At 53.0% G+C, this 26,485-nt stretch carries 25 protein-coding genes, 1 other RNA gene and 1 pseudogene; 8 read left to right on the top strand and 19 right to left on the bottom strand.

Features of this window, described 5'->3' with window-relative positions; translation table 11 throughout:
- Positions 1-27 precede the first annotated feature (27 nt).
- Positions 28-423 carry a YchJ family protein gene (locus tag ABHF33_RS15660; RefSeq protein ID WP_348944826.1) on the bottom strand — a complete coding sequence of 132 codons (396 nt, stop codon included), beginning with the start codon at positions 421-423 and terminating at the stop codon, positions 28-30.
- A gap of 160 nt (positions 424-583) precedes the next feature.
- Between ABHF33_RS15660 and ABHF33_RS15665 the strand changes: the two genes are divergently transcribed.
- Both ABHF33_RS15665 and ABHF33_RS15670 read left to right on the top strand, forming a co-directional pair.
- Positions 584-1,255, top strand: coding sequence for an HAD family hydrolase (locus tag ABHF33_RS15665; RefSeq protein WP_348944827.1), 672 nt, complete (start codon positions 584-586; stop codon positions 1,253-1,255).
- Positions 1,256-1,598: 343 nt separating this feature from the next.
- Positions 1,599-3,068 carry an inorganic phosphate transporter gene (locus ABHF33_RS15670; RefSeq protein WP_348944828.1) on the top strand — a complete coding sequence of 490 codons (1,470 nt, stop codon included), beginning with the start codon at positions 1,599-1,601 and terminating at the stop codon, positions 3,066-3,068.
- A 101-nt stretch (positions 3,069-3,169) separates the two neighbouring features.
- On the opposite strand, the gene ABHF33_RS15675 is transcribed toward ABHF33_RS15670, so the two are convergent.
- From ABHF33_RS15675 to ABHF33_RS15705, 7 genes are all read right to left on the bottom strand, one after another.
- Positions 3,170-4,081, bottom strand: coding sequence for a LysR family transcriptional regulator (locus ABHF33_RS15675; protein ID WP_348944829.1), 912 nt, complete (start codon positions 4,079-4,081; stop codon positions 3,170-3,172).
- Positions 4,082-4,454: 373 nt separating this feature from the next.
- Entirely contained in the window at positions 4,455-5,654 is a 1,200-nt protein-coding gene (gene mltA / locus ABHF33_RS15680) for a murein transglycosylase A (protein WP_348944830.1), read from the bottom strand.
- Positions 5,655-5,906, bottom strand: coding sequence for a PhaM family polyhydroxyalkanoate granule multifunctional regulatory protein (locus ABHF33_RS15685; RefSeq protein WP_348944831.1), 252 nt, complete (start codon positions 5,904-5,906; stop codon positions 5,655-5,657).
- Positions 5,899-8,187 carry an NADP-dependent malic enzyme gene (locus ABHF33_RS15690; protein WP_348944832.1) on the bottom strand — a complete coding sequence of 763 codons (2,289 nt, stop codon included), beginning with the start codon at positions 8,185-8,187 and terminating at the stop codon, positions 5,899-5,901. The genes ABHF33_RS15685 and ABHF33_RS15690 overlap by 8 nt, the downstream gene beginning before the upstream one ends.
- Positions 8,188-8,336: 149 nt before the next feature.
- A complete protein-coding gene (locus tag ABHF33_RS15695; RefSeq protein WP_348944833.1) occupies positions 8,337-8,828 on the bottom strand; it encodes a DinB family protein in 492 nt (163 codons plus the stop codon).
- 80 nt (positions 8,829-8,908) lie between these two features.
- Complete coding sequence (gene trpS / locus ABHF33_RS15700) at positions 8,909-9,949, bottom strand: tryptophan--tRNA ligase (RefSeq protein WP_348944834.1); 1,041 nt, start codon at positions 9,947-9,949, stop codon at positions 8,909-8,911.
- Positions 9,950-10,306: 357 nt separating this feature from the next.
- Positions 10,307-10,798, bottom strand: a complete 492-nt coding sequence (locus ABHF33_RS15705) for a dihydrofolate reductase (protein WP_348944835.1) — start codon at positions 10,796-10,798, stop codon at positions 10,307-10,309.
- Between the two features lie 215 nt (positions 10,799-11,013).
- On the opposite strand from ABHF33_RS15705, the gene ABHF33_RS15710 reads away from it, so the two are divergent.
- Positions 11,014-12,636 (top strand): response regulator, encoded by a 1,623-nt coding sequence (locus ABHF33_RS15710; protein ID WP_348944836.1) that lies wholly within the window; start codon positions 11,014-11,016, stop codon positions 12,634-12,636.
- 68 nt (positions 12,637-12,704) lie between these two features.
- Here the strand turns inward: ABHF33_RS15710 and ybaK are convergent, their stop codons facing one another.
- Positions 12,705-13,187, bottom strand: coding sequence for a Cys-tRNA(Pro) deacylase (ybaK, locus tag ABHF33_RS15715; protein ID WP_348944837.1), 483 nt, complete (start codon positions 13,185-13,187; stop codon positions 12,705-12,707).
- A 385-nt stretch (positions 13,188-13,572) separates the two neighbouring features.
- Between ybaK and ABHF33_RS15720 the strand changes: the two genes are divergently transcribed.
- The gene (locus ABHF33_RS15720) at positions 13,573-15,315 is read left to right on the top strand and encodes a GMC oxidoreductase (RefSeq protein ID WP_348944838.1); all 1,743 of its coding nucleotides are present in this window, start codon (positions 13,573-13,575) and stop codon (positions 15,313-15,315) included.
- Positions 15,315-16,238: a cupin domain-containing protein gene (locus ABHF33_RS15725; RefSeq protein WP_348944839.1), complete on the top strand. Its 924-nt coding sequence runs from the start codon at positions 15,315-15,317 to the stop codon at positions 16,236-16,238. Before ABHF33_RS15720 ends, ABHF33_RS15725 begins: the two co-directional genes overlap by 1 nt.
- A gap of 197 nt (positions 16,239-16,435) precedes the next feature.
- Here the strand turns inward: ABHF33_RS15725 and ABHF33_RS15730 are convergent.
- The 9 genes and pseudogenes from ABHF33_RS15730 to ABHF33_RS15770 form a co-directional block, all read right to left on the bottom strand.
- Positions 16,436-17,599, bottom strand: a pseudogene (locus ABHF33_RS15730) (IS3 family transposase).
- 26 nt (positions 17,600-17,625) lie between these two features.
- Positions 17,626-18,498: a DUF6538 domain-containing protein gene (locus ABHF33_RS15735; RefSeq protein ID WP_348944840.1), complete on the bottom strand. Its 873-nt coding sequence runs from the start codon at positions 18,496-18,498 to the stop codon at positions 17,626-17,628.
- 126 nt (positions 18,499-18,624) lie between these two features.
- Positions 18,625-18,986: a transfer-messenger RNA gene (ssrA, locus tag ABHF33_RS15740) on the bottom strand.
- A gap of 51 nt (positions 18,987-19,037) precedes the next feature.
- On the bottom strand, positions 19,038-19,688 hold the full coding sequence (locus tag ABHF33_RS15745; protein WP_348946643.1) for an HAD family hydrolase: 651 nt from the start codon (positions 19,686-19,688) through the stop codon (positions 19,038-19,040).
- Between the two features lie 2 nt (positions 19,689-19,690).
- Positions 19,691-20,404, bottom strand: coding sequence for a bifunctional 2-polyprenyl-6-hydroxyphenol methylase/3-demethylubiquinol 3-O-methyltransferase UbiG (gene ubiG / locus ABHF33_RS15750; protein WP_432803942.1), 714 nt, complete (start codon positions 20,402-20,404; stop codon positions 19,691-19,693).
- An 11-nt stretch (positions 20,405-20,415) separates the two neighbouring features.
- Positions 20,416-21,744 (bottom strand): TRZ/ATZ family hydrolase, encoded by a 1,329-nt coding sequence (locus ABHF33_RS15755; protein WP_348944841.1) that lies wholly within the window; start codon positions 21,742-21,744, stop codon positions 20,416-20,418.
- A 96-nt stretch (positions 21,745-21,840) separates the two neighbouring features.
- On the bottom strand, positions 21,841-22,038 hold the full coding sequence (locus ABHF33_RS15760) for a hypothetical protein (RefSeq protein WP_348944842.1): 198 nt from the start codon (positions 22,036-22,038) through the stop codon (positions 21,841-21,843).
- Between the two features lie 204 nt (positions 22,039-22,242).
- A complete protein-coding gene (locus ABHF33_RS15765; RefSeq protein ID WP_348944843.1) occupies positions 22,243-22,668 on the bottom strand; it encodes a hypothetical protein in 426 nt (141 codons plus the stop codon).
- 58 nt (positions 22,669-22,726) lie between these two features.
- On the bottom strand, positions 22,727-23,869 hold the full coding sequence (locus tag ABHF33_RS15770) for a cupin domain-containing protein (RefSeq protein WP_348944844.1): 1,143 nt from the start codon (positions 23,867-23,869) through the stop codon (positions 22,727-22,729).
- Positions 23,870-24,032: 163 nt separating this feature from the next.
- Here ABHF33_RS15770 and ABHF33_RS15775 point away from each other — a divergent pair, with 163 nt between their 5' ends.
- Both ABHF33_RS15775 and ABHF33_RS15780 read left to right on the top strand, forming a co-directional pair.
- Entirely contained in the window at positions 24,033-24,500 is a 468-nt protein-coding gene (locus ABHF33_RS15775) for a peroxiredoxin (RefSeq protein WP_348944845.1), read from the top strand.
- A gap of 5 nt (positions 24,501-24,505) precedes the next feature.
- Complete coding sequence (locus tag ABHF33_RS15780; protein WP_157314605.1) at positions 24,506-24,985, top strand: FKBP-type peptidyl-prolyl cis-trans isomerase; 480 nt, start codon at positions 24,506-24,508, stop codon at positions 24,983-24,985.
- Between the two features lie 98 nt (positions 24,986-25,083).
- Here the strand turns inward: ABHF33_RS15780 and ABHF33_RS15785 are convergent, their stop codons facing one another.
- A complete protein-coding gene (locus tag ABHF33_RS15785) occupies positions 25,084-25,848 on the bottom strand; it encodes an SPOR domain-containing protein (RefSeq protein ID WP_348944846.1) in 765 nt (254 codons plus the stop codon).
- A gap of 181 nt (positions 25,849-26,029) precedes the next feature.
- Between ABHF33_RS15785 and ndk the strand changes: the two genes are divergently transcribed.
- On the top strand, positions 26,030-26,455 hold the full coding sequence (gene ndk, locus ABHF33_RS15790) for a nucleoside-diphosphate kinase (protein ID WP_348946645.1): 426 nt from the start codon (positions 26,030-26,032) through the stop codon (positions 26,453-26,455).
- Positions 26,456-26,485: the final 30 nt, after the last annotated feature.

Genomic DNA, 26,485 nt, shown 5'->3' on the forward strand with positions numbered 1-26,485 from the left:
GCAACAACAGCAGCCAACGTAAATGTTTTACTCGGCCACATCGCCATCAACATAAAACCAGCGCCCATCCTCGCGGACAAAGCGGCTGTGCTCTGCCAGACGGTAGGCACGGCCGCCCACTTTGTAGCGTGCCACAAAAGACACCACGCCACGGTCGCCGTCGCTTTCGGCGTGGTTCACGCTCAGGCCCAGCCATTTCGCTTTGGGCTCTTCATCCAGATCCAGCTGTTCAGGCCGGGTACTCGAATGCCAAGTGCCCAGCAAATACGCTTCCAGCCCCAATACATAGGCGCTATAGCGCGAGCGCATTAATTGCTCTGGGCTTGGAGGCAAGTCGCCCAGATGAAAAGGCTGGCAACATTGCTGGTATTGCGCGCCGCCGCAGGGGCAGAGGTCGGCGTGAAGGCGAGAAGGAGCGGGCATCGGGTCTCAAGTTTCGATTAACTACGGTTAAGTGCGAGCAAAAGCGTCCACGCATCGTTGCTTCGCCTTGCCGTACTTTCTGTACTGTCTACGGCTTTGCGCCTTGCGTGAAAACTTTTAATCAGTTACTTATTGTTTTCCAAAACCCAAGACTAAGCAAATGTCCCCGAGCAAACACCCTGCAATTGCCGCCGCCATTTTTGATATGGACGGCCTTTTACTCGATACCGAACGCATGGCGCTCACTTGCTGGCACGATGCGGCACGCCAGCTGGGCCATGAGATTGACGAAGCCATTCCGCTGGGCATGGTGGGTATGCATTCTTCCAAAACGCTGGCGTATCTGGATGAGCAACTCGGGGCTGATTTTCCAACGCAGGCGCTGCGCGAGCTGACGCATGAAATTTATCTGCAGCGCAGCCACGATGCCATCGCGCTGCGCCCTGGCGTGATCGAGCTATTTGACTGGCTTGAGCAGCAAGGCATTCGCAAAGCCGTGGCCACGTCCACCCGCCGCAGCATTGCCGAACATCATCTGCAGCTGGCCAACCTATGGCCGCGTATCAAGTTTGCCGTCTGCGGCGATGAAGTACAGCACCCCAAACCTGCACCCGAAATTTATCTGCAAGCCATCACCCGGCTGGGTGTGGCGGCGGCGCAGTGCGTGGTGTTCGAAGATTCCAATTTCGGCGTACAGGCCGGGCATGCCGCTGGCTGCCGCGTCATAATGGTGCCCGATTTGCGTCCGCCGTTGCCCACCGTACAGGACTTGGAAATCACGATTGTTAGCTCGCTGCACGAAGCGCGCCAGCTACTGGCTGAACAGCGCTAATGCAAGAATGAGTAATCAAGGGGTATATCGCCGCAGCTATTTATTATCAATATCTACAGCAACATACCCATTCATGAATAGCCATGAATTATTTGCTCAGAATGAGTTTCATCCTCAGGCGTGGGCGAGCGGCTGATTTCTGCTTTGCAGCGTGGCAAGGCCAATCCTCATCGCCCACCGCTGGAGCTTGCGCAGAGGCTGGCTACGCGTTACGAGAGCCGAAATTATTTCTTTTTGATGAAATTTTCTTTTCATTTTCTTGATTTAAAGCGACAAAGCGCAGTGAAACTGCCTCGGCTTTCTGCGATAATCCGCCCCATCTTCATTTCCTCACGAGCATTGTATGCTTGATCTGTTTACCGGCATGGCCACCTGGCCGGCCGTTATGTTGGCGCTCGCGCTGTTTTTTGTGCTGGCTTACGAATTTATCAATGGTTTTCACGACACGGCCAACGCGGTTGCCACGGTGATTTACACCAAGGCCATGCCTGCCCATCTGGCGGTGATCGGCTCGGGTATTTTCAATTTCCTCGGCGTTATTCTGGGTGGGTTGGGCGTGGCGTATGCCATCGTTCACCTATTGCCGGTTGATCTATTGCTCAACGTAGGCGTCGGTCATGGCCTGTATATGGTGTATGCCTTGCTGGCGGCGGCGATTATCTGGAATCTGGGCACCTGGTACTTCGGCATTCCGGCATCCAGCTCGCACACACTGATCGGCTCGATTATGGGCGTGGGTATTGTCAATGCGATGATGAATAATCAGTACTGGCTATCGGGCATCAACGTTAAAAAAGCGATTGATATTCTGCTCTCGCTGCTGATCTCGCCGACGATTGGTCTGGTACTGGCCGGCTTGTTTCTGCTGGCACTGAAAAAATGGCGTCCCGAGTCGCGCATGCACATGACGCCAGATGAGCGTAAAGCCATCGACGGCAAAAAACACCCGCCATTCTGGACTCGGACCACGCTGATTGCTTCGGCAATGGGCATGAGTTTCGCGCATGGCTCGAACGACGGCCAGAAAGGGATTGGTTTGCTGATGTTGGTGCTGATCGGTCTGGCGCCGACGCAATTTGCCGTCAATATGGACAGCACGGCATTGCAAATCCAGCAAACGCGCGATTCAGCCATGCATATACGCGATTTTTATCTGGGCAATCAAGCCCGTTTTGCGCAGATTGACTTGGGCAGCAACACGGGCAAGCCACTGCCAGCCTTGTTCAAATGTGAAGCAGCCACCACGCTGCCAGCGCTTGAATCAGTCATTGGCACGTTGAGCGGCGTGAAAAACTACGCGCAACTGAGCAGCGAAGACCGCCGCAAAGTCCGCCGCATTTTGCTGTGTCTGGACGATACCGCCAAGAAAATCAGCAAATTGCCAAGCCTGTCATCACAGGACAAAGCGGATCTGAACGAAATGCGTAAAGGTCTGAACACCACCACCGAATATGCCCCGCGCTGGGTGATTGTGGCCGTTGCCTTGGCGCTGGGTCTGGGCACCATGGTCGGCTGGAAGCGGATTGTGTATACCGTGGGCGAGAAAATCGGCAATAAAGGCATGACTTACGCACAAGGCAACGCCGCGCAAATCACTGCCGCCAGCGCCATCGGCATCGCCAGCTGGACCGGCATGCCCGTTTCGACGACGCACATCCTGTCATCTGCGGTTGCCGGCACCATGGTGGCGAACAAGAGCGGGTTGCAAGGCGGTACAGTCAAAAGCATCGCGATTGCCTGGGTACTGACTCTGCCGGTCACCATTTTGCTCTCGGGCGGTATTTTCTGGGCCGCCAGCGTGCTGTTTGCCTAAAAATTGCTGAGTATTTCTAAAGTTAAAAAACCCGCGCATGTCGCGGGTTTTTTTTGCTGCAAGCATGGTTATGTTTGATGAGTCTGACTATGGCAAGCACTTTAATCTCGTTTGCTTAAACGCTGGCTGAGTGCGTTGACAATAAAGTCAATAAAGACCCTGTATTTCCTTGGAATGCTCGATCTATATGGATATACGAGATATACCGGGGTAGGGTTTGCGTGCCATTCGCTTAAAACTGCTTGCAGTAATCCCAGCTTGCAATAAGTTTCTCCCACAAACTGTGGCAATAGCGCAATGCCATGTCCATTGATGGCGCTCACGGCCAGCGTTGGATTGGTGTCGCTGCATAAAACAGGTTGCAATGCGGCTCTGACTTCATCCTGATTATTAAAAAGATGCCATTGCCGTGAATGCTGGTAATCATCGTTGATCAGCGTGGCATGGTGGATAAGATCTGCCGGATGGTGTAACGGCGGTGCATCAGCCAGATAGCCAGGGGCTGCATAGAGCCGGTCTTGTGCAAATCCTAGCTCTTTTGCCACCAGACGTTCGTCGCCAACCCGCCCAACCCGAATGCAAAAATCGACACCATCAGCACCCGGTGAAATTAGTCGGTTGTTCGAATCGACACGGATGCGCAGCCCCGGATGCTGGCGAGCCAGCTCGGCCATCAGCGGGCCTACGGCGTATTGCGACAAAGAGGGTGTTGTGCTGATCCAGAGCTCGCCTTCAATGTGCTGCTGTGTGTCTTCAATATCAAGCCTGACCTGACCTAGCAATTCCCGCAAGGCAACAGCGTGTGGCAGTAGTTTTTGTCCGGCTTCGGTCAGCGACATGCTACGCGTGCTGCGCAAGACCAGTTGGGTGCCCAACTCTTTTTCCAGATTGCGGATCAGTTGACTAACGTGACTTTTGGCGCAGCCGCGCTCCTGTGCTGCCGCAGTAAAGCTACCGAGTCGCGACAGAGATTCGAAAGCTAAAAGTGAATCTGGATCTAGTATTGTTTTCATTTGAGAACGGTGTATTCCATTTATAGCCCTTATCAGCGTATGTTTACCCAATTATGATAATAGTGTCTACTGATTTGAGAACAAAGAGGAAGCATCATGAATCAATTGCTAACACGTTTTATGGGATGCTTACGCAGTTTGTGCGCCGGAATGAGCTACGATGCTTTTTCTCGCTCCCCCCGCTACTTGCACAGCCAATGGCCAAGCGCTCACCGTTGCACACCCATGTCGTGCGAAGAAGAAACACTGGAGCAGCTGCGTGATCGCTGGCGTGTTTGATTTAAGGAATGGGATATTGGTAGCGCTGAGTGCCGCGTATTCCATTTTTCCTCATTTTGCCTAGGCGGCTTGTATCAAATTCAATTCACTAACTTCAATTGCCAGGCAGCTGGGTGCCTTTTGGCCATAGTAGCCATAGCCTGCCTTCCTGCTTCATTTTTCCCGCCAGCTCGCCTGCCGCATCGCCCGTTCCCCAGAAGAAATCAGCGCGAACTGTGCCGCGGATTGCGCCGCCGGTATCTTGTGCGGCGACGAGGCGGTGGATGCCGCCATCGTTATCGGGGCGCGTTGTTGCGATAAAGGCAAGGCTGCCGAGCGGTACGGTATTGGGGTCAATCGCGATGCTGTAGCCAGCGGTCAGCGGTACGCCCAAAGAACCCAAGGGACCATCGGTCCCGTTCAAACCTGTCCGTCCGTCCTGACTTTCCGGCAAGGTGCGGAAAAATACATAGCTCGGGTTGCTGTTCAGTAGCTCGTCGATCCGATTTGGATTGGCTTTGGCCCAGGTTTTGATGCTCTGCATCGAGACTTCGCTGGCGGGCAGAATGCCTTGCTCGACCAGCCAACGGCCGACTGGTTTGTACGGGCGACCATTTTGGTCGGCATAGCCCAGACGCAGTTGCTTGCCATCAGGTAATTGCACGCGTCCCGAGCCTTGAATTTGCAAAAACTGTACGTCCATTGGGTCTTGCAACCAGGCCAGAATCGGCGCATCGACGCCTTTGGCGACAATGTCACCGCGATCTGGATAAGCCACCAGTTTATTGCCGACCACACGGCCGCGCAGGCGTTTGCCTTTGAGTTCGGGGTAAACGTCGTCGAGCGCGACGGTGATCATGTCTTTGGGCGGCGCGTAAACGGGTTGATTGGCTTTGGTCGTGCGCGTCAGGCTGCCGGGATAAATCGGCTCGTAATAGCCGGTAATCAGACCGGTTTCATTGCCATCGGGGTTGGTGAGCTGGTAGGGCGTCAGGTTTTTTTCCAGAAACTGGCGAATGCTGGCGGTGTCGATGGCGACGGATTTGGCGTCGCTGCACAGCTTAACCCACGTAGCACGTGGTTTGGCGCAGCCTTTGAGCCACGCTTGCCAGCCATTGACGAGCTGATCCTGATTCCAGTTGGGAACTTGCTGCCAGCTACGTTCGGTGTAACGAGGCGCAGCGGGTGAGGGTATTGGTGTAGAGGTTATGCCAGGTGTCGGCTTCGGGCTGATACCACTAGGGGTAGTTGAGCAAGCTGACAAAAAAACAGCCAGTAAACTGGCTGTTATGAATAATGGACTACGAAGTTTCATTTACGGGTTTTCCGAAGATTTGGGGTCCAGACTCTGCTTGAAAGCGGCAAGGCCGGCTTTTTGCATTTCCAGTGTTTTGACCGTCATTTGCAGCATGCCCACTTGCAGGCTGAGCCATTGCTCGACGGTGCGGCATTCGGCAATTTTGCGGTCGATTTCTTCTTCAGACAAGGGCGGCATAAAAGGGTTGCTGCCCGGCTTCATCATTTGATTAAAAAAAGCAAAGGGGTCGGCGGGATTAAAATCACTCATTTTGCTCTCCGGTGTGTTGCGTTGCAGCTTCAACCGCGGCCAGCGCAGCCATATTAATAATGCGGCGCACCGAGGCTGTTGGCGTCAGAATATGCGCCGGTTTGGCCAAGCCCATCAGGATAGGCCCGATGGTCACGCCATCAACAGACGTCGTTTTGAGCAGGTTAAACGAAATATTGGCCGCGTCCAGATTGGGCATCACCAGAATATTGGCTTCGCCTTTCAGGCGCGAATTCGGGAACACCTGCTGGCGTATGGTGTGTGATAACGCGGCATCGCCATGCATTTCACCATCGATTTCCAGCTCCGGCGCTCGCTCGGTCACCAGTTGCAGCGTTTGCTGCATTTTGCGTGCCGACGGGCTATCAAAGCTGCCAAAACTCGAATGGCTGAGCAGCGCAACTTTGGGAACGATACCAAATTTGCGCACTGCTTCAGACGCCATCAAGGTAATGTCGGCGAGCTGCTCGGCGCTAGGATCCTGATTGACGTAGGTATCGCAGATAAATACATTACCGGTTTGCAGCAGCAGAATATTCATCGCCGCACTCACCGTCGTTCCCGCTTTCTGACCCAACACATTCATCAGGTGGTGATGGTGGTTGTGATACAGGCCGTAGGTACCACAAATCATTGCGTCTGCTTCACCACGTTTGACCATCAGCGCGCCGATCAGCGTGGTTTTGCGCCGCACTTCAGCTTTGGCGAGGTTTTCAGATACGCCCTTGCGCTGCATGATCTGGTAATACAGCTGCCAGTATTCACGATAGCGCGGATCGTTTTCGGGGTTACACACTTCAAAATCAATGCCGGGGCGAATCCGCAGACCCAGTTTGTCGATACGAGCCTGCAGCACGCTAGGGCGGCCAACCAGTATTGGCTGGCAGAGCTTCATATCGATGATTTCCTGCACCGCATGCAACACGCGCTCGTCTTCGCCTTCACAGAAGACAACGCGTTTTTGCGCTTTTTTGGCGGCAGCAAACACCGGGCGCATAAACAGATTGGTTTTATAAACAAACTGCGTCAGCTCGTCGATATAGGCGTGGAAATCTTCAATCGGCCGCGTCGCAACGCCGCTGTCCATCGCTGCTTTGGCCACGGCAGGAGCGATTTTGATAATCAGGCGTGGATCGAATGGTTTGGGAATCAGATATTCGGGGCCAAACGAGAGCTCCTGACCGCCATACGCATCTGCGACGACGTCTGATTGCTCGGCGTGTGCCAGCTCGGCAATCGCATTCACCGCCGCGTGTTTCATCGCTTCATTGATTGACGTTGCGCCAACGTCGAGCGCACCACGGAAAATGAAGGGGAAGCACAGCACATTATTGACCTGATTCGGGTAGTCCGAACGGCCAGTGCAGATAATTGCGTCGCTACGCGCTGCTTGCGCTTCGGGTGGCGTAATTTCGGGGTTGGGGTTGGCCAGCGCCAGAATCAGCGGATTGGCCGCCATCGTTTTAAGCATCTCGCCAGTCACGAGGCCTTGACCTGACAGACCGAGGAAAATATCGGCACCGACGAGCGCTTCAGTGAGCGTGCGCAATGCGGTGTCGCGTGCGTAGCGCTGTTTGGTTTCGTCCAGCGGGCCACGCTCGGTATGGATGACGCCTTTGGAGTCGCAGACCATGATATTGCTGCGCTGAACGCCCAATGAAACAAGCAAATCCAGACAGGCAATCGCCGCTGCGCCTGCGCCGGAAGCCACGAGTTTGACCTGATCGAGCTGCTTGCCGATCAGGGACAAAGCATTTTTAACTGCAGCGCCAACAATAATCGCCGTACCGTGTTGATCGTCATGAAAAACGGGGATTTTCATCCGTTCACGCAATTTGCGCTCGACATAAAAACACTCGGGCGCTTTGATGTCTTCCAGGTTGATACCGCCAAAAGTGGGCTCTAGCGCGGCAATGATTTCGATCAGTTTGTCAGGGTCTTTTTGTTCGATTTCGATGTCAAAAACATCAATGCCAGCGAATTTTTTGAACAAGACGCCTTTGCCTTCCATCACCGGTTTACTGGCCAAGGGGCCGATGTCGCCCAGACCCAGCACAGCCGTGCCGTTGGTGACGACCGCAACCAGATTGCCACGAGAAGTCAGATTGCGCGCCTCAGAGGGGTCTTCAACAATCGCATCACACGCAGCAGCGACACCGGGTGAATAAGCCAGTGCCAGATCACGCTGGCTGGCTAGGCCCTTGGTAGGGACGACCTGTATTTTGCCCGGCTTGGGAAAACGGTGATATTCCAGTGCTTTTTTGCGTAACTCTTCGTCCATACTGCACCCGCAATCTGATTGAATGACGCTTTATTCTAGACCCTGAGCCTGCCTTGGGTATTGCCGAAAGGCTTTATATCGCAGTGCAGCAATTTTTTTGTTGTGAAATCGCCAATTTCTCCTATCTGAGCGTCAATCTATTACCTTGGTCATTGCTGCGGCTCACGAGCCAGATGCAGAAATCCAGTCAGAATATCGGGCGGGATTTTCGCTGGGCTCTCGTGAATCACCCGGCCGATTTGCCCACGGTGATAACTGCCATGGGTAATCAGATGCATCAGGATTTCTGCCACACTCATGCGCCCCGGTTTACCGTCGGTAAAGACAAAGTCGATAACATCATCAAAACGCTCCGCTGAGAAGCTGCCCGTCAGCGCAATGAGATGCTGATCTGTCTGTGCGGTGCGGGTTTGCAACTCCAGCAGCTCGGGTGTTTCGGGCGTATTGGTGGCGGTGTAGCCGTGACTTTGGCCGCTCAGATGGGCGATAAAAATCTGATCAACGATATTGAGGTGATTCATCAGCCGCGTGGCCAGCCGCCAGCTTTTGCTTTCCTCGTGATGCGCAATTAGCTGGGCAAGCAGTGCCTGATTCGCCCAGGCTTTGTGTTCAAAGAGTGTTTGAAAGAGTTTGGCTGACATGAACTTATCCTTATGGTGTAGATCAGCGTTCGCCGATCAGAATCTACAGTACGGGCAGTGGCTGGCTTTTGCCTGTCTGCTTAGAAGTAGTACATCCCCATCGCCGTTTTGACTTTATGCAGCGTTAGTACGGCAGTCTGGCGCGCTTTGGCCGAGCCGCAGAGCAGCATCGACAATACCGCATCGGGGTCTTGCGCAAATTGGGCGCGGCGCTCGCGGATTGGCGCGATCAAGGCTTGTAAGACATCATTCAAACGCGCTTTGATCACGCTATCACCCAAGCCGCCATGCTGGTATTGCGCTTTCAATTCGGCCACTTTCGCCACGTCGCTGTCAAAGGCATCCAGAAAACTGAATACCACATTGCCTTCAACCTGGCCGGGGCTGCCTACGGTGAGGTGATTGGCGTCGGTGTACATTTTGTGGACTGCTGCAGAAATTTCATCGCTGCTGGCCGAAAGCGAGAGGTGATTGCCTGCGGCGCGGCTCATTTTGCTTTTACCGTCGATGCCAGGCAGGCGCGTGGTGTTCGAGAGCAGCGCCTGACATTCGTGCAGGATATTGTCACCGACCATGCGGTTAAAGCGGCGAACGATTTCATTGGTTTGCTCGATCATCGGCAATTGATCGGCACCGACCGGAATCAAGGTGCCGCGCAGCGCCGTGATGTCGGCTGCCTGACTCACCGGGTAGGTCAGAAATCCTGCCGCAACTTCGCGCTCCTGTCCTTCGTAGCCTTTGCCGCGCAGTTCGGATTTGACCGTCGGGTTGCGCTCCAGCCGTGCAACCGAGACCAGATTCATCATGTAGAACGATAATTCGGCCAGCTCGGGCACCATAGACTGAATCAGAATCGTCGATTTTTTTGGGTCAATCCCGACGGCCAGGTAGTCGAGCGCGACGTCGATCACCGATTGGCGCACTTTGCTGTAATCGCCCTGATGATCGGCTAGCGCTTGCGTGTCGGCGAGCAGAATGAATTGTTCGTGCCGGTTTTGCAGCTGTAAACGCGTTTGCAGTGAACCGGCAAAATGGCCGAGATGAAGGGGGCCGGTGGTGCGATCACCCGTTACCACGATGGTTTGGGGTGCTGCGATGGTTTGGTTGTTTGGGTGGGACATGGTGCTGCTCCTGGATACTGAGAGAATCTTGGGAGCCGCCGGAAATGGGGGAGGGGAAATAAAAAAACCTGTCACCGTTTCCGGCGGCAGGTTTTGTTTCGAACGAACAAACCCAGTGCCGCCTAGAGGCGCCACCAGTAATAATACGCAACAGAATGGGTTTGGAGGTTCGGGTTCATGGCCACATAGTCGCAGCTGCGCGCGCGCCGCGTCAAGCAAAAACGAGCTAGGGATAACCCTAGGTCTGTTGAGATTGCTGGGCGTGAATTGTCTTGGTTAATGATTTGATATGGGGTATTGCCTTGTGGGTCAATATTTTATTGACTTATCGACATATACCTGTTCGGTTGCTGTGGATTATGAATCGGCCTGCATCCGCTGGTAGTGAACGAAGGCAAATTCGATACCGTTGGCCGAGCAGTGCGCTTCGCGGCTGATTTGCTGCCACGCTGTGCGGTCAAACTCGGGGAAAATGGCATCACCTGCCGGCTGCAGATTGACTTCGGTCAGATACAGGGTGTCGGCCAGTGGCAGAGCCTGACGATAGATTTCGCCGCCACCAATGACAAATGCGCTTTCTTCTGTGCTGCACGCGGCAATTGCTGCGGTGAGGCTGGGAAAGACTTCGGCCCCCGCTGCTTGCCAATCCGGGTTACGGCTGATGACCAGATGGCGTCGTCCTGGCAGCAGGCCGGGCAAGGATTCGAACGTTTTGCGACCCATCAGCATGGGGCGTCCCATTGTCAGGCGTTTGAAGTGTTGCAAATCTTCGGGCAGGCGCCACGGAAGGCGATTTTCAATGCCGATAACGCCGTTGGCCCCCACGGCACTGATGATGGCGAGTTGCATAGGTGGTTTTTCCTAGTTTGCTAGTCTTTGCGCTCTATTATCCGGCAGAGCATGGTAAAACACGATACTTTTGGTGTGAGCTAGCGGTTCTTTTATGGCAAAAGAGTGCCTGATCGCCGGTTTTGTGTGCATTTCACACGACAAGACCCAATCAGGTCTTGAGCTTGGGGGAAATTGGCCGATAGTGGTATATACCCTTGCACACTCTGTGGCTTATGTCTGAAGAACTTTCGCAAGCGCATGTCCTGGTGGCCGATGATGCCCCCACAGTGCGCCAATCCATCCGCATGACGCTGGCACAATCGGGCATTAACCGTGCCGACACGGCCAGCAGCATTGGCGAGACGCGTCGTCGTCTGCGCAATGGGCAGTTCGACGTGGTGCTGTGCGATTATCATTTTGGCGAAGGCATGAATGGGCAGGAGCTGCTGGAAGAGTTGCGCCATAGCGGCGAGCTGCCGCTCTATACCATCTGGATCATGATTACTGCCGAAGCGTCCTATGAAAAAGTGGTGGCCGTGGCAGAAATTGGCCCGGATGATTACCTGATCAAGCCATTTACCAGCAAACAGCTAACGCAGCGTCTGTCGCTAGCCTGGAGCCGCAAACGCTTTCTCAAGCCCATCTACGACAAAATCAATGAAGGCGATACGCTGGGCGCAATCGCTGAAGCCAAGGCGCTGGTGCCCAAGGCCGCAGGCTTTAGCAATGACCTGATGCGTCTTCTGTCTTCGCTCTTGCTCGAAGCGGGCAAGCTCGAAGAGGCCGCCAAGCTTTACGCCGATATTCTCAGCCAGCGCATCGTGCCCTGGGCCAAACTGGGGCTGGCCAAAACATTGAGCCGACAAGGGAAAAAAACCCAAGCGGAAAGTACGCTGCAGGCGGCGATTGTCGAACACGGGCAGTATGTGGATGCCTACGAAGAACTCGCCTCGATGTATATGGCCGAAGGCCGCCTGAATGAAGCGATGGCGGTGTTTGAAAAATGCCTGGCGCTCACGCCCAATAATGTCAGTCGACTGCAAAAAGCCGGCAATCTGGCCAATATGCTGGGTGATTCGGGCAAGGCCAAGCAGTTTCTGGAGCGTGCGGTCACCTGTGGCGGCAATTCATCTTTGCTCAGTGGCGACACCGTGTTGCAGCTGGCGCTGGCAGCACGGCGCGAGAATAATAGTTCGGATACCGATAAATACCTGCGCATGGTCAGGGAAATCGCCCGCCGCGAAGACTCTACGGTGAACCGCATTATCGACTTGCTGGCCACGGCTGTTTACGAGGGCAAGCCGCAGCTGCTGGAGCAGATCGAGAGTTATATGTCCAATCCGGAGTTTATTCTGGAGATTGCCGTCAGCTTTATTATGACGGCCGATCTGATCTGCCCGGCCACCGTCGAGGGCGAACAGGCCAGCGGCAGCACGGCACCGTATAAATGGCTGTTACATATTGCGCAGCGCTTTATTACCACGCGGCATATTTCCGGCATGCTGGAAAGTTCAGCCAATATGCGCCCGGCGTGGCAGAGCTTTATCCAGCAGGCGGGGGTAGAGATCAATGATCTGAATAATGAAGGCGTACAACTGATGCTCAAATCCCAGTTTGCCGATGCGATTGCCATCTTGCTGCCCGCCGCGCAAAGCACGTATAACCAGCGCCTGATGCTATCGAGCTCGCACGCCATTATTAAATACCTGAAAAGTGATGCCCAAGTTGAGCGTAAAGAGCGCGAAGCATTGCTCAAGCAGGCTTACCAGTTTATCGGCCGCCTGGAAGGCATGATTGATGTCGCCACCTTCCATAGCCTCAATACCGAATTGCAAGGGTTGCTGGGTGGCGAATAGGCGCTATGAATAGCTTAGGTATGTGGCTGTAGATTAGGTATGGATTGATCTAGGTGGCAATACCCTACTTAGTCTGTTGCAATATCCACCAGAATGGCATTCAGGCTACTTTTGACATCCGCCGGATTCATCCCGAGTAAAAACCCGCGTTTTCCTCCGTTCAGATAAATCTTTTCCAGCGCCAGAATGCTGCCTTGCATGTACACGGGCATGGCCTTTTTGGTGCCAAATGGCGACGTGCCGCCAACCATATACCCGCTATGCTTATTGGCGATTTCCGGTTTGCACGGCGTGATGGTTTTGCAGCCGATCAGGCGTGCCAGATTTTTGGTACTCACTTCCTTGTCGCCGTGCATGAGCACTAGCAAAGGCTGTTTTTTCTCGTCTTCCATCACCAGCGTTTTCACCACGCAATGCTCGTCCACGCCCAGCTCGCGCGCCGAGACGGCGGTGCCGCCTTTTTCTTCGTAGGTGTATAGATGCTCGGTATAGGCAAGCTGCTTTAGCCGCAAAAAGCGGATCGCCGTGGTAACAGGCGTTTTTTCACTCATACAGTTCTCACACATCAAAAAAGTGCGCCCGAAGTCTCGCATCAATTGAGCCGGTCAACAAGACTGGAATGCGCCTGTGGACTGATTTGCGCAGCAAAGTCAAAAGGCCTGGCGTACAGATTGAAGTCAGGTGGGTAGTCGTAATTTTAAAATGTCAACTATCTTACACTTCACAGTTTTGATACTTGCTATCTATTTATGCTGTAAGCATAATGGTTTTCCCTTACGTCAAACCCTGTGCTTGGCTTAAATCCAGATAGACCGGGCTTGGCAAAAATGGAGATCGCAGGTGTTCTGCTCTGGCTGCTGTGTAATAAATGCAGATTAAAGTCAGCAGCGCAGCGCCTGCTTTAAAACAACAACTGACCACTTTAACGAGAAAACCATGAGTAATTACGCATCATCGCCGAACTTTGCCAACGGTTTCCCCACCCCGGGCCCGCAAACTCCGAATCCGCAAGATGTCATGAACCATGTGTTCTTTTTGTCTGAAACCGAATGGAAGCAGGCGCGAGAAGAGCAGAAATTTGACTACATCATTATTGGTAGCGGTTTTTGCTCGCTGGCCTTTGCCGAGCGCATTCTGGCTAAAACGCCGCATGCCAATATCCTGATTGTCGAGCGTGGCCCGTTCTTTTTGCCTGAGCACTTCCAGAATCTGCCTTTGCCTTACCAGTCGACCCTGGGTGGCTTGTCAGAAACATTCCCGTGGACTTTGGCGGCCAAAACAGCGCATCAGCCTGCCGGACATATTAATGGTCAGCACGGGATGGTGCCGTTCTTTGGCGGCCGCAGCATTATGTGGAGTGCATGGTGCCCGCGTCCGACCACTGAAGAAATGGCGGGCTGGCCAGCAGAAACGATTGCTGCCGCGCAGGCGCATTTTGCATCGGCTGAAGCCTTGCTGAATGTCATTCCGGCTGATCAGATCGACGCGCATCTGAACGAGCAAATGCTGGCTCAGGTTTCTGCGAGTCGTCCGGTATACGGCGTAATGCAAAAATCGCTGCAAAATATGCTGGCTGACAATCTGCACAAAATTGACTCGGCAACGCGCAGCATGGCCGCGCCGTTGGCTGCTGGTGCTGGGCTGGGCGAAGGGCTTGATTTTGCCAAGTTCTCCACGCCGTCGGTATTGCTTGAGTTGTCACAAAAGCAAAAAGCCTTGAGCAATAGCGGGCAAGGCAGCCCTTTGCGTATCGTGACCGAATGTATTGTGAACCGCCTGATTCAGCAAGACGGCCAGGTAACGGCACTGGATACCTCGCGTGGTGTGGTGAGCGTGGGCGACGCCAAAGTTGTACTGGCAATGGGTACTTTGCCACCAACTACTCTGCTGCTCAATTCTTTCCCGGAAGTAAAACGTGCGGGTGAGCGCTTTACTGCGCACTTCATTACCTCGGTGGTGGCCCGTGTGCCACGTGCTGATTATCCATTTGCTGATCAGCTGAACGAGCTGGAATTGGCCGCGATTTATATGGCGGGGCAGAACAAGGAAAGCGGCATGCAATATCATGTTCAGCTCTCTGTGCTGTCGGATGAAAAACCCGAGCAATACGCTCAGCGTGCGGCGCGCTATATGCCCGACGTGGTGGCCACTGCGTCAATGGCTCAGCTGGAAAGCTCGAAAGATTATCTGGTGTTTGTGTGCGCCGTCTTGGGCGAAATCGATTATCGCAATCCAGAAAATCACTTGCGTCGTAATGGGGATGCCAATCCGACGACCAATGTGACGTTGCAGGTTTTGGCAAACGATGTCGATCGTGCCACATGGGATACGATGGACGAGGGTACTTTCCAGATGATGGAACGTGCACTCTCGCCCAAAGGTGCCGCCCAGGTCGAATACTGGCATGGCGATGCAAATGTGGGTACTTGGCAAAAGGCACCACCACCCATTGCCCAGCGCCGCGTGGGCAGCTTGGTACACGAAGGATCTACACTGTGGATTGGCAACGATGGGCAAAGTCCGGTTGGCCTCGATTACCGTCCAGACGGGGTAGAAAATGTCTATGTCACAGGCGGCGCTTTGTGGCCAACCAGCGGTTCATGGAATCCAACCATGACCATGGTGGCGCTGGCGCAAGATCTGGCCGATCAATTATTGGCTGCCAAGGGTGATCAATAATGCTGCCAACCCAACCCCCGATGAGTGTGGAAGATGTGCTGGATAAACAAGATGGCGTTTATCTGTGTATCAAAGACCACAACTCCGTTTTCCTGTGGGTGAACGACAATTTTGCCAATCTGGTCGGCATGAGCAAAGCGCAGCTGATCGGGCATCGTGACGACAGGGCGGAGCATGTGGCGCATGATCAGCAAGTGATGGTCAGTGGCAAGCCTTTGCTCAATTTCCATGAAACCATCGATATTCCCACTGGCGATGGCGCAATGCGCAGCGTGGAAATCGTGACGCAAAAAGGTCTGCTGCGCCAACCTGATACGGGCGAGATTATCGGCATTACCGTGTGCTTTGCGTTGCGTTACCCTGAGCTGGTCGACGATGGCACTCCGGTGCCGAAAATTGTTCCCAGCCAGCAGCGCACACCGGATGCCGAGTTCTGGATCAAGCAGTTGGGCATGACGAGCGCCGGCGTTGGTGGCTACTTTGCCGCTGGCGCAGTAGCGGACGAAACCATTGCCCGGGCCGCCTTGCCAGCGCGTTTTGAGTCCGACCATCGCCTGTATTCATCCAACTACTATCTGCTGCAATCGCCAGATCTCCTGCAGCTGCATACGCTGCGGCAGGATGAACTGTGGTTTCATCATGACGGGCTGGCGATCCGCCTGCATATTTTTGCCCCTAATGGTCAATACCAGACGGTGGATATTGGCCGCGATATTGAGCAGGGGCAGCATTTGCAAGCCGTCGCGCCTCATGGCAGCTGGTTTGGCGGTGAAGTACTCGGCACCGGTTTTGTGCTAGCCAGCTGCAGCCTCTCGCCGGGCTATGAAGCAGAAGATTCAAGCAAGCCAAATCCGGCTCAAATTGCCCAGCTTAAAGCGGTATTTCCTGAACAAGAGGCAATTATTGAACGTTTGACCCAGTAATTTCTGCGCGGGTTTTCCTGCCACACCCCGGATTATGTCCGGGGTGTGGCAGGTTTAAACGCCAGTAGCTGCAGAGTGTTGCTCGGAATAGCTATGGCCAATAAAAAAGCCACCTGGCAACAATTCGGGTGGCTTTTTATTTGAAAGTGGGGTGGGGGGAGTTAAATTGCAGCTTTCAAGCTACATCTTTGTTGTGGTCAACAATTCTCGGACAGTAAATTAAGTTGTCTTTCCTTAATGGCAGGGGCTAGCCCGCCATTGGCGGTGTGTGGCCGCTGCCAGTTGTAATACGCCATCAGGTAAACGCCAATATCCAGCCTGGCTTCTTCTGCAGATTCATACCCAGGCTTTGGTATCCATTCTGTTTTAAGACTGCGAAATAGCCGCTCCATCGGCGCATTATCCCAACAGCACCCGCGCCGACTCATGCTTTGCTGCATCTGGTAGCGCCATATCCGTTGCCTAAACAACCGACTGCCATATTGGCTACCCTGATCCGAGTGAAATATCACTCCCAGTGGCTGGCCACGCTGTTGCCAGGCATGATCTAACGCACGGCTGACTACCTCGGCATCCGGGTGCTCACTAAGCGCCCAGCCCACCACGCAACGGGCAAACAAATCCAGCACCACAGCCAGATAAATCCAGCGATTACCCGCCCAAATATAGGTGATATCGCCACACCAGACCTGATTCGGTTGCTCCGGATTAAACGCCCTCTGCAATAAGTGCGGAATGTCTGGACGTGCATCTTTGTGGACTTTGTAGCGATGCGCGCCTGGCTGTTTGCACTGCAAATCGGCTTCTCGCATGAGCTGGCGCACTTTATATCGGCCAGCCGCAATGCCTTCGTACCGCCAGCATCCAGACTAGACTGCGGCTACCTGCCGCATTTCGACTTTGCTTAAACAGATTGCGTACTTTGGCGCGCAACTCGATCCGTTCACGATCAATATGCTGGCGTCGATGCCGGTAATGGTAATAACTGGAACGGCAAATACCGAAGGTGCTGCAGACCATTTCTACGGGTTCATGCTCACTTAATTGGTCTACCAGCGCGTACGATTGAGTTCGTCCGCCATTAAGAGAGCTGTGGCTTTTTTTAACAGGGCTTTCTCCCGTTCCAGCCGATCAATGCGCGCTTCGAGCTCCTGAATGCGACGCTGGTCTGGCGTGAGTGCTCTGGCCTGCGGCGTGATGCCCTGTCTTTCCTGTTTCAGCTGCTTAATCCAGCGACGCAGTATGTTCTCGCCGACGTTCATCGCCTTACTGGCTTGTGACACCGTGTGGCCTTGATCGACGACCAGACTGGCGGCTTCGGCTTTAAATTCCGGGGTAAATGTCCTGCGAACTTTGCTCATGAAACACCTCGTTAATGGTGGCGAGATTACCACCTAAGTTGGTGTCCGAAATCATTGAACCACAACAGCTGAAGCGACTTATTGCGGAAGGCAGGCATCTTCTTCCGATTTTTTGGTACTTTTTTCAATTGGTTTAGCAAGCTGAGTGCGGTACTTCGGTCAATCTTGTTTAATGGTAAATCCCCGAGAATATCTAGGAATAACGCCATATCCGCGTTGAATTCACCTTCGCTTTTTTCTCGCCACGCACCCCTTTCAAGCTTTTCAGCTCGATACCCTACGAACAATTGACGCAATGTGTGTGTAGTAGTTGTCTGGATCGTCTGCTGAGCCTGCATTTCAGCTAATTGAGCCACTGCTGCGGTTAGCTGAGTCAACTGTGGTTGTTGGTGAGCCTCAGAGGTAGCCGCAGGAGTAGCTGGCTGACTGGCAAGGGCTTCCTGATAGCCTTCAAATTTAGCCTGTGCCTTCAGGTCACGAAGCTGTTGCGCACGTAACTCGGCTTCGATCATTGCCTCCGCCAGCGCGGATTCTTCAGGAGAGGGGGGATTTAGAGCTGCGAGCCAATCTTCGTCGCTAAGACCGTTGGAAGTGTCAGGTGCAGTATGCAACTGGCTCACGACCCATTGATTCCATTCATCGTCATGCTGAGCTTGTTTCAGATCGTCAGCAGCTTCTAGGTCGCGTTTAAAGTCGGCTAGTGTCTTGTTCTGATGTGCCATTGCCGCAAATTCGAGTTGTAGTTTTGCCACAATCTTAATGCACAACTGCTGTGCAAGGCGAGGACTAGAGGTCTTTAAACTCTTCCAGAGTATTTTTTTACCAACTTGAGCTTGAAGGTGCAGGGGGATGCGGATTCGCAGGTAATAGCTGCTGTCGCGCTTAATGAGGTAGGCCATGAGATTTCCTGTGTAGCACTTGAGGTAGCAAAACAGGATTTTTCGTGTAGCAAAACGCAAAAACGCAGCAATACCGAACGCTAATTCAAAGAAAAAGCCCCTAAAATCAGGGGCTTATTCAATGTGTGGTGGAGGTGGCGGGAGTTGAACCCGCGTCCAGAAGCACTCTACAGTGAGTTCTACATGTTTAGCCGTATCATTTGGGTTTTAACCCTCAATCACGCCGATGGGCAGGCTTGAAGAGAGCGAGTTACCTTAGTTTAACCCTAAGCCAAGTAACCCGACTTAAAGCGATCCCATCTAAATGACTCTGCTGTCGGTTTTACCCGACCCGCCCGATGGGCCTTGCGGTGCAGAGTCTAGCTTAAGCAGCTAGAGCGTAAGTTTCGTCGTTTGCGACTATTTGTTTTCAGTTGTTTTTACGGGCAGCTGAGACCCCGACATGCCCTCATCCGCTTTGCAACCCCTGTCGAAACCATGGCACCCCCGGTTTTTACAGCTGTCTTCATGCGAAGTGAAGAATGGCGATTATACCTTGCTTACCCCAAATGGCCTAGCAATTCGAGTGGATGATTAATACTCAAATCGGCGCCCCAGCTTTCGGGTTGGTCGGTGTCGCTGATATAGCCATAGTTAGCGAGCACAGTTTTCATGCCTACACGGCGGCCCGCCTCGATGTCGCGCTCGGCATCGCCAACGTAGAGACAATGAATCGGATCAATGCCCAGCTCGGCGGCGGCGTGCAGCATGGGTTTGGCATCAGGCTTGGGTATACCTACGGTATCACCAGAAACACAAGTCTGCGGGGCAATAGGCAGTGGGAGTAATTGCACCAACGGGTCGGTGAAGCGCATCGGCTTATTGGTAATAATGCCCCAGCGCATGCCGCGCGCGTCGATTTCTTCAATTAATTCGCTAATCCCGTCAAACAGCGTCGTGCCTTCGCAGATTTTTTCAGCGTAGAGGTCTAAAAACCGCTCGCGCAACTCAGCAAAGCGCGTGTGGCTTGGCCCAATACCAAAGCCAAGTTCCAGCAAGCCCCGCGCGCCGTGGCTGGTCACCGGACGAATATCGTCCAGCGAACGTGGCGCAATGCCTTCTTCGATCAGCAGGCGGTTGAGCGCCGCGCCCATATCGGGCGCGGTGTCGGCCAGTGTGCCGTCGAGGTCAAACAACACGGCTTTGATCATGTTCATTCGCCTTTGCGGGTAGCAACGAGGTAATTCACGTCGGTGTCGTCGGTCAGTTTGTACACTTGCGTTAACGGGTTGAACGTCATGCCGGTGACCGAGATGGTCTCAAGACCCACGGTACGGGTCATGCGCGCCAGCTCGGATGGTTTGATAAATTTGTCGTAATCATGCGTGCCGCGTGGCAGCATGTTGAGTACATACTCGGCACCCACCACCGCGAGCAAATACGATTTTGGATTGCGATTTAAGGTCGAGAAAAACACCCAGCCGCCCGGTTTTACGAGGCGCGAGCAGGCTTCCACAATGCTGGCGGGTGAGGGCACATGTTCGAGCATTTCCATGCAGGTAACCACGTCGTAGCTCTCTGGCTCGGCCGCTGCAAGCTCTTCAACCGGGATTTTGCGGTAATCCACGCTCAGTCCCGATTCAAATAAATGCAGCTTGGCGACTTTCAGTGATTTTTCGGCCAAGTCAATGCCAGTCACTTGCGCGCCGCGCTCGGCGAGGCCTTCGGATAAAATCCCGCCGCCGCAGCCAACATCCAGGATTTTCAGACCTTTAATGCCCGAATGCTGGTCGATAAAGCCAATGCGCAGCGGGTTGATTTCGTGTAGTGGTTTGAACTCGCTGGTTTTATCCCACCACTTGTGCGCGAGCGCAGAAAATTTGGCGATCTCGCCATCATCGACATTGATTGTATGGGTATCGGTCACAACGGTAATCCCTATTTGGTTTGCGGGGCAATACTGCCTTGAATTTTGTGTTGCCAATGCCGGGCGGTGCTGAGCACTTCGGCCAAATTCAGGCTCTGGTGTTCGTGGCGGCGGTACACCGCGCGGCCGGCAATCCAGACATCACTGACCTGCGTGCGATCGGTCGCGTAGACTAAGTGCGAAATCGGATCGTAGCACGGTTGCGTGCCCGCTTGCGCCAGATTGATGGCAATCACGTCGGCTTGCTTACCCACTTCCAGAGCGCCAATTTTATCCTGTAAGCCCAGCGCTGTCGCGCCATTGAGCGTGGCCATTTCCAGCGCCTGCCAGGCGGGTACGGCTTCCGGATTGCCACTTTGTCCTTTGGCCAGCAGTGCCGCCAGGCGCATTTCAGCAAATAGATCGAGTTTATTGTTGCTGGCAGCGCCGTCGGTGCCAATCCCAACATTAAGACCAGCGGCCAGCTGCTGGCTGATCGGGGCGATGCCGGAGGCGAGTTTCAAATTGCTGGCTGGATTGTGGGCAATATGAATGCCCTTTTTGGCGAGCAGCGCAATTTCGCTGTCGGTGGTATGCACCATATGTGCCGCAATCAGTGGGCTATCAAGCAAGCCCAGCGCTGCCAGTCGCTCCAGCGGGCGCACGCCGTATTCTTTCAGGCTACCGGCAATTTCATCGGCGCTTTCGTGAATATGGCAATGAATTCCCAGCGCCAACTCATCGGCTAGCGTGATAATGCGGCGGAAAGTCTGATCGCTGACGGTGTACGGTGCGTGTGGCGCGAGTGTAAATTGCACCAGCTCTTCACCCAGAAACTCGTCGCGGCAAGCCAAGGCTTTGCGGATGTAATCGTCGGCATTGCTGGCATAGGGGGTTGGAAACTCCAGAATCGAGCAACCTACAGTCATGCGAAACTCGGTGTCGATTGCTGCTCGTGCCACTGCGCCATGGTGAAAATACATATCATTGCAGCAGGTGGTGCCACCCGCAATCATCTCGGCAATTGCCAGCTGGGTGCCAGCATAAACAAAATCGTCGCTGACGTGTTGACCCTCGGCAGGCCAGATATGCTCGTTGAGCCAGCGCATCAGCGGCAAATCGTCGGCAAATCCGCGCAGCAATGTCATTGCCGAGTGGGCGTGCAGATTAATCATCCCAGGCATGAGGGCATGATCGGAAAGCGTGATGACTTCAGCATCCGGGTAAGCGGCGAGGGCGTCGGCCTTGGTCTGTAATGCAATGATTTTCTCGCCCTGAATGACGAGTGCGTGATCGGTGTAGACGGTGTGGCGCGGAATTACCGGGATAATCCAGCGTGGCAAAAGAATTTGAACAGTCATTGGCGGGCAGGTGGCAAATCAGGAGGCTTTATTCTAAAACAGAAATGCAAAAAGCCGACCTTTCGGTCGGCTTTTCAAGCATTCGGTAAAACCGAATTACTTAGCAGCAGCTTCAGAAGCAGCAGAAGCTACGTCAGAAGCAGCTTCAACAGGAGCAGAAGCAACTTCAGAAGCTACAGCTTCAACAGCAGAAGCAGCTTCAACTACAGCAGAAGCAGCTTCAGTAGCTGGTTTTTCGCCACAAGCAGACAAAGCAGCAGCCAACAAAGCAGCAACGATCAGAGATTGTTTCATTTTTAAATCCTTTAAGATTAAGTTTAGGTTTAATTGACTAACTAATTAATAACTGGCTTTAGGCCAATTACTTAAATTCACATTCGGCGTGATTTGTTTCACAACCAACGAAACGAATTCTAATCAGCTGCCCGATAAATTGCTAGTGCTGGCACGGGTTTTCCTCTATGTAATCTGCTACCTCATGTAACGCCGTGTACATCCTTATAAATCAAGGCGTTGCGAGGAGCTACAGGGTGTTGATTGCTCCCACAGTGTTGCAAACTGCTGTTTGAGCTGTGAGGCGTATTTGCTATTACAGCCGGACTCGCCGCGTTGCCAATCATAATGATGACGGATTAGATAATGTTCGTCGTCGCCAATTATCCAGCCCTGGCGGGCGTGCGAGAGATAGTCCGGGATTTGGCGAATTTCTATCAAATGGCCAAATCGATCACACAACTGGATAAAGCGCGGGTGGCGCTGTGCTAGCACGCCGGTGTTGGCCAGCAAGAGCTGCATGCGGCCAGGCGAGGCCTGTGAGAAAAATGCCCACAGTCCTTGCTGGTTGCGCAGGCTGCCCAGATCACTCTCGGCTAGATCGTTTTCACAGATCTTGAGGGTATGTTCAGCTAGGCCAATCAAAGTCATGATTGCAGCCTGATACCCGTTTCGGGTATCAAAAGGCGTGGCTGCAGTTCCTGTTTCTTCATTCTGCACGGGGGTGAAGGTAGCCATATTCGTGATAGGTATAAAGTAAATCGCACAATGGGTCGGAGTATTCGGCGGCGGGCAAGCTGCGCTCGTTGGCCAATTGCTGTAGCAGCGCCCAATCGGCCGGGCTGGCATCGTCAAACTCGACTTCTTCGCCATTGAGAAACAGCGTTTGATCCGAATAGAGCATCTGGCTTTTCAGATCCAGCTCGATGCCGCGCTCGGCGATGGCCTCGGCAAAATCGTCAAATTCCAGTGGTGTGCTGTGATCGAAAAAAACATGTGGCTTGGGTTCGGAAAAATAGCGGCCAATAAATTGCCGCACCGTCTGCTCGTCCCATTTGACTTGCTGCAGCATCTGCCCAATTTGCGCGACAAAGGCGTCATCAATTTTCGCCGGTGTGTCGGTTGCCTTGGCACTCGGGTCGCTGTACATGCCTTCAAGGCAGATTTCGTCCTGCAAAAACTCCAGAAACTTGGTCGCAACTTCCTGGGTTTTGGGTGCTCTAAAACCTACCGAATAAGTCATTCCCGGTGTTAGCGCCACGCCGTAATGTGCATATTTGGGGGGCAGATACAGCATATCGCCGTGCTCCAGTACCCATTCCTGCTCTGGATTAAAGTCTTTCAAAACTCGAATCGGCGCATCTTCAATAAAACCTGAGGCGTCATCGCTGGATACTTGCCATCTTTTTTGTCCGCCCACCTGCAGCAAAAAAACGTCGTACGAGTCATAATGCGGCCCCACCGTGCCACCGTGCGGCGCGTAAGAGATCATCACGTCGTCAAGCCGGGTATAAGGCAGAAAATTGAACTGATATAAGAAGTCGGCAATATGGGGAACCAGATGGTTCACATTCTGCACCAGAATCGTCCAGTCGGTTTCTGGTAATCGATTGAGCCGGTGCTGGCTGAACGGGCCGTTTTCCAGCTTCCAGCGCCCATGATTGAACTCGATCAATCTGGATTCCACATCATCACGCTGGGCAAATTCGGCCAGGCGGGCAAAATCGATCAGCTCCGGAAAATCGGTCCATGCCTGACGAATCAGCAGCGGTTTTTTTTGCCAGTATTCGGCCAGAAATTGCTCGGGTGTTAATTTTCCCAACAGGGCAGTATCGAAAGGTGTTTTAGGCATGGCTTGTGGCTATAAAGAAAAAAATGGGTTTGCTGGCCAACTTGCCCCACGCATTATTCTGGGCAAGTTATGGCGGTAAATCGCTGCGTTTGCACGGATGGCTGGTACTTGGCACATTCTGCAAGCCGATAATAATCGTATTATTGCACCGACTGGAGACCCCATGCTCAATGTAGGCGACGTAGCCCCTGATTTTTCTTTACCTGACGCGGCAATGGACATGGTTCGCCTGAGTGATTTTCATGGCCGGAAAAATGTCGTGTTGTACTTTTTTAACAAGGATCACACGCCAGGCGGCATTGTTGAGGCGGTCGAGTTTTCTGATCGCACTGACGCATTTTCGCAATGTGAGACCGTTATTCTGGGGGTGAGTCTGGATGACTGTCTGGCGCACGACAGTTTTATTGATGAGCAGGGCCTTTCGTTCGACCTGCTATCTGATACCGAGCTTGAAGTCAGCCGTCTTTACCACGCGGTACACGAATGGGAAGCGCAGGGCGTGGTAAGATGCGGAATAGAGCGCTCGACCTTTGTGATTGATAAGTCGGGCGTCATTCGACATGCTTTCTATCACGTCATACCCAAAGGCCATGCGGCCGAAATTTTGAACCTTGTAAAACAGCTAGGATAAACACTATGCAAATCGCCAAAAATTCCGTTGTTACACTGACTTATGAAATGTACGACGCTGAAGGCAATCAAATCGACAAAACCGAAGAACCGATTGCTTACCTGCACGGCGGTTATGACAATATCCTACCGCTGGTAGAAGAAGCCCTGCACGGCAAAACGGTAGGCGACAGCATCGAAGTGACGATGTCACCTGACGACGCGTTTGGCGAATTCGAGCCAGAATTGGTTCGTGATGAAGAAAAAGACGGTTTCCCGGCTGATGTCGCTGTTGGCATGATGTTTGAAGCTGATGATCCTGAAACCGGCGAAGTCATCCTGTTCCGCGTAACTGAAGTAGAAGGCAACCGCGTGACTGTTGATGGTAACCATCCTTTCGCTGGTATGACGATCCGTTTCGTGGCGACAGTAACTGCTGTGCGTGAAGCGAATGCGGAAGAACTGGCGCATGGCCACGTACACGGCGAGCACGGCCATCACCACTAAGACTTAAGTGCGCAGCTTCTTAAGCGTTTACGCTAAGGAGGCGGGCAAAAAAGAGCAGTTAGCTTCGCGCTACTGCTCTTTTTTTGTGCTGTTAAGTGCTATTCGTTTTTCAGGACGGGAGTGATACCAAGTGCTTTGAGTTTTTTGATCGCTGTATCAGCTTCAATCTTGTTTTTGAACGGGCCGATTTGTACGCGGGTTTCCAGGTAGGCGGGAATACCTGCCTGTTGGAGTTGGCCGAGCAATTTTTCTGCGTTGTTGGCGTGTAAAAACACCCCGGCCTGCACGCTATAGCCCCGTGTGCTATTGATCGGGCTTGGGAAATCAGCGGTTGCCGGCTTGGTGGCAGTGGTGTTGTTTGATGGCTGAGTCATAATTCTTGGCACTGCTGTTGGAATTGCCTTCGCGATAAGGGGTATTGCTGTGTAAACAGCTGCAGTTGTTGGCTCTGGCCTATTACTTGTGTGGGGTATTTGCTTTGGCAGATTCTCGATCTTTTGGATTGTTTGAATTGGACTGCTGTGGGTTTGTCTTGGTGTTGGACTTGCCACTGGCATCGCTGTCGCGCTGGGCTTGGGGCTAATGCTGGGGAGTGCCGTTGCTTCCGGTGTGGGGGCTGGCGTTGAAATTGCTGCCTCGCTTGCTGCGGAGGCTATCTCGGCGGGTTCGCTTGCATTGAGTTCGGGGGCAATTTGCGGAATCTGGACGTTTGGTTCGGCATTTTCCTGGCTTTTTTCGATCCAGGCGATACCAAAAAGGATCGCCGCAATTAATCCACTTGCAATACCAAGCCGCCAAAGTAGCTGAGTTTTGAGTTGTTGTTGCTCTTTCTGCTGCAGGATCGGGTCTAGGCCTTCACTCATTGTGTCTGCTAATCGCTTGTAAGTGTTATAATGATCGGCTATTTGCCTAAAGTTTGCATATTGGCTTGGCCTTTTAGGCCGATTTAGCCTATGCAGAGGCTAGCTGAAAACAGCCTTGGGCAACAATATTCTTTCGTGTTTGTTGATAAAACTAAACATTAAACCTCTGGAGCAATCAAGAATGACTATCGAACGTACTATTTCTATTATCAAGCCTGACGCAGTTGCCAAAAACGTCATCGGCAAAATCTATGACCGTTTTGAATCTGCTGGCCTGAAAGTGGTTGCGGCAAAAATGAAGCAATTGTCACGCGCTGAAGCGGAAGGTTTCTACGCTGTTCACAAAGAGCGCCCTTTCTTCAATGATTTGGTGAACTTTATGATCTCTGGTCCGGTCATGATCCAAGTGTTGCAAGGCGAAAACGCGGTTTTGAAAAACCGCGAATTGATGGGTGCTACTAACCCGAAAGAAGCGGCAGCGGGCACTATCCGTGCTGATTTCGCGGCTAGCATTGACGCGAATGCGGTGCATGGCTCGGATAGCCTGGAAAACGCAGCGATTGAAATTGCGTATTTCTTTGCATCTTCTGAAGTTTACGGCGCCTAAGTTGCTGGAAAAAGCGTTCCGGTCTTGCGG

The sequence above is a fragment of the Chitinibacter sp. FCG-7 genome (assembly GCF_040047665.1).
GTDB lineage: Bacteria > Pseudomonadota > Gammaproteobacteria > Burkholderiales > Chitinibacteraceae > Chitinibacter > Chitinibacter mangrovi.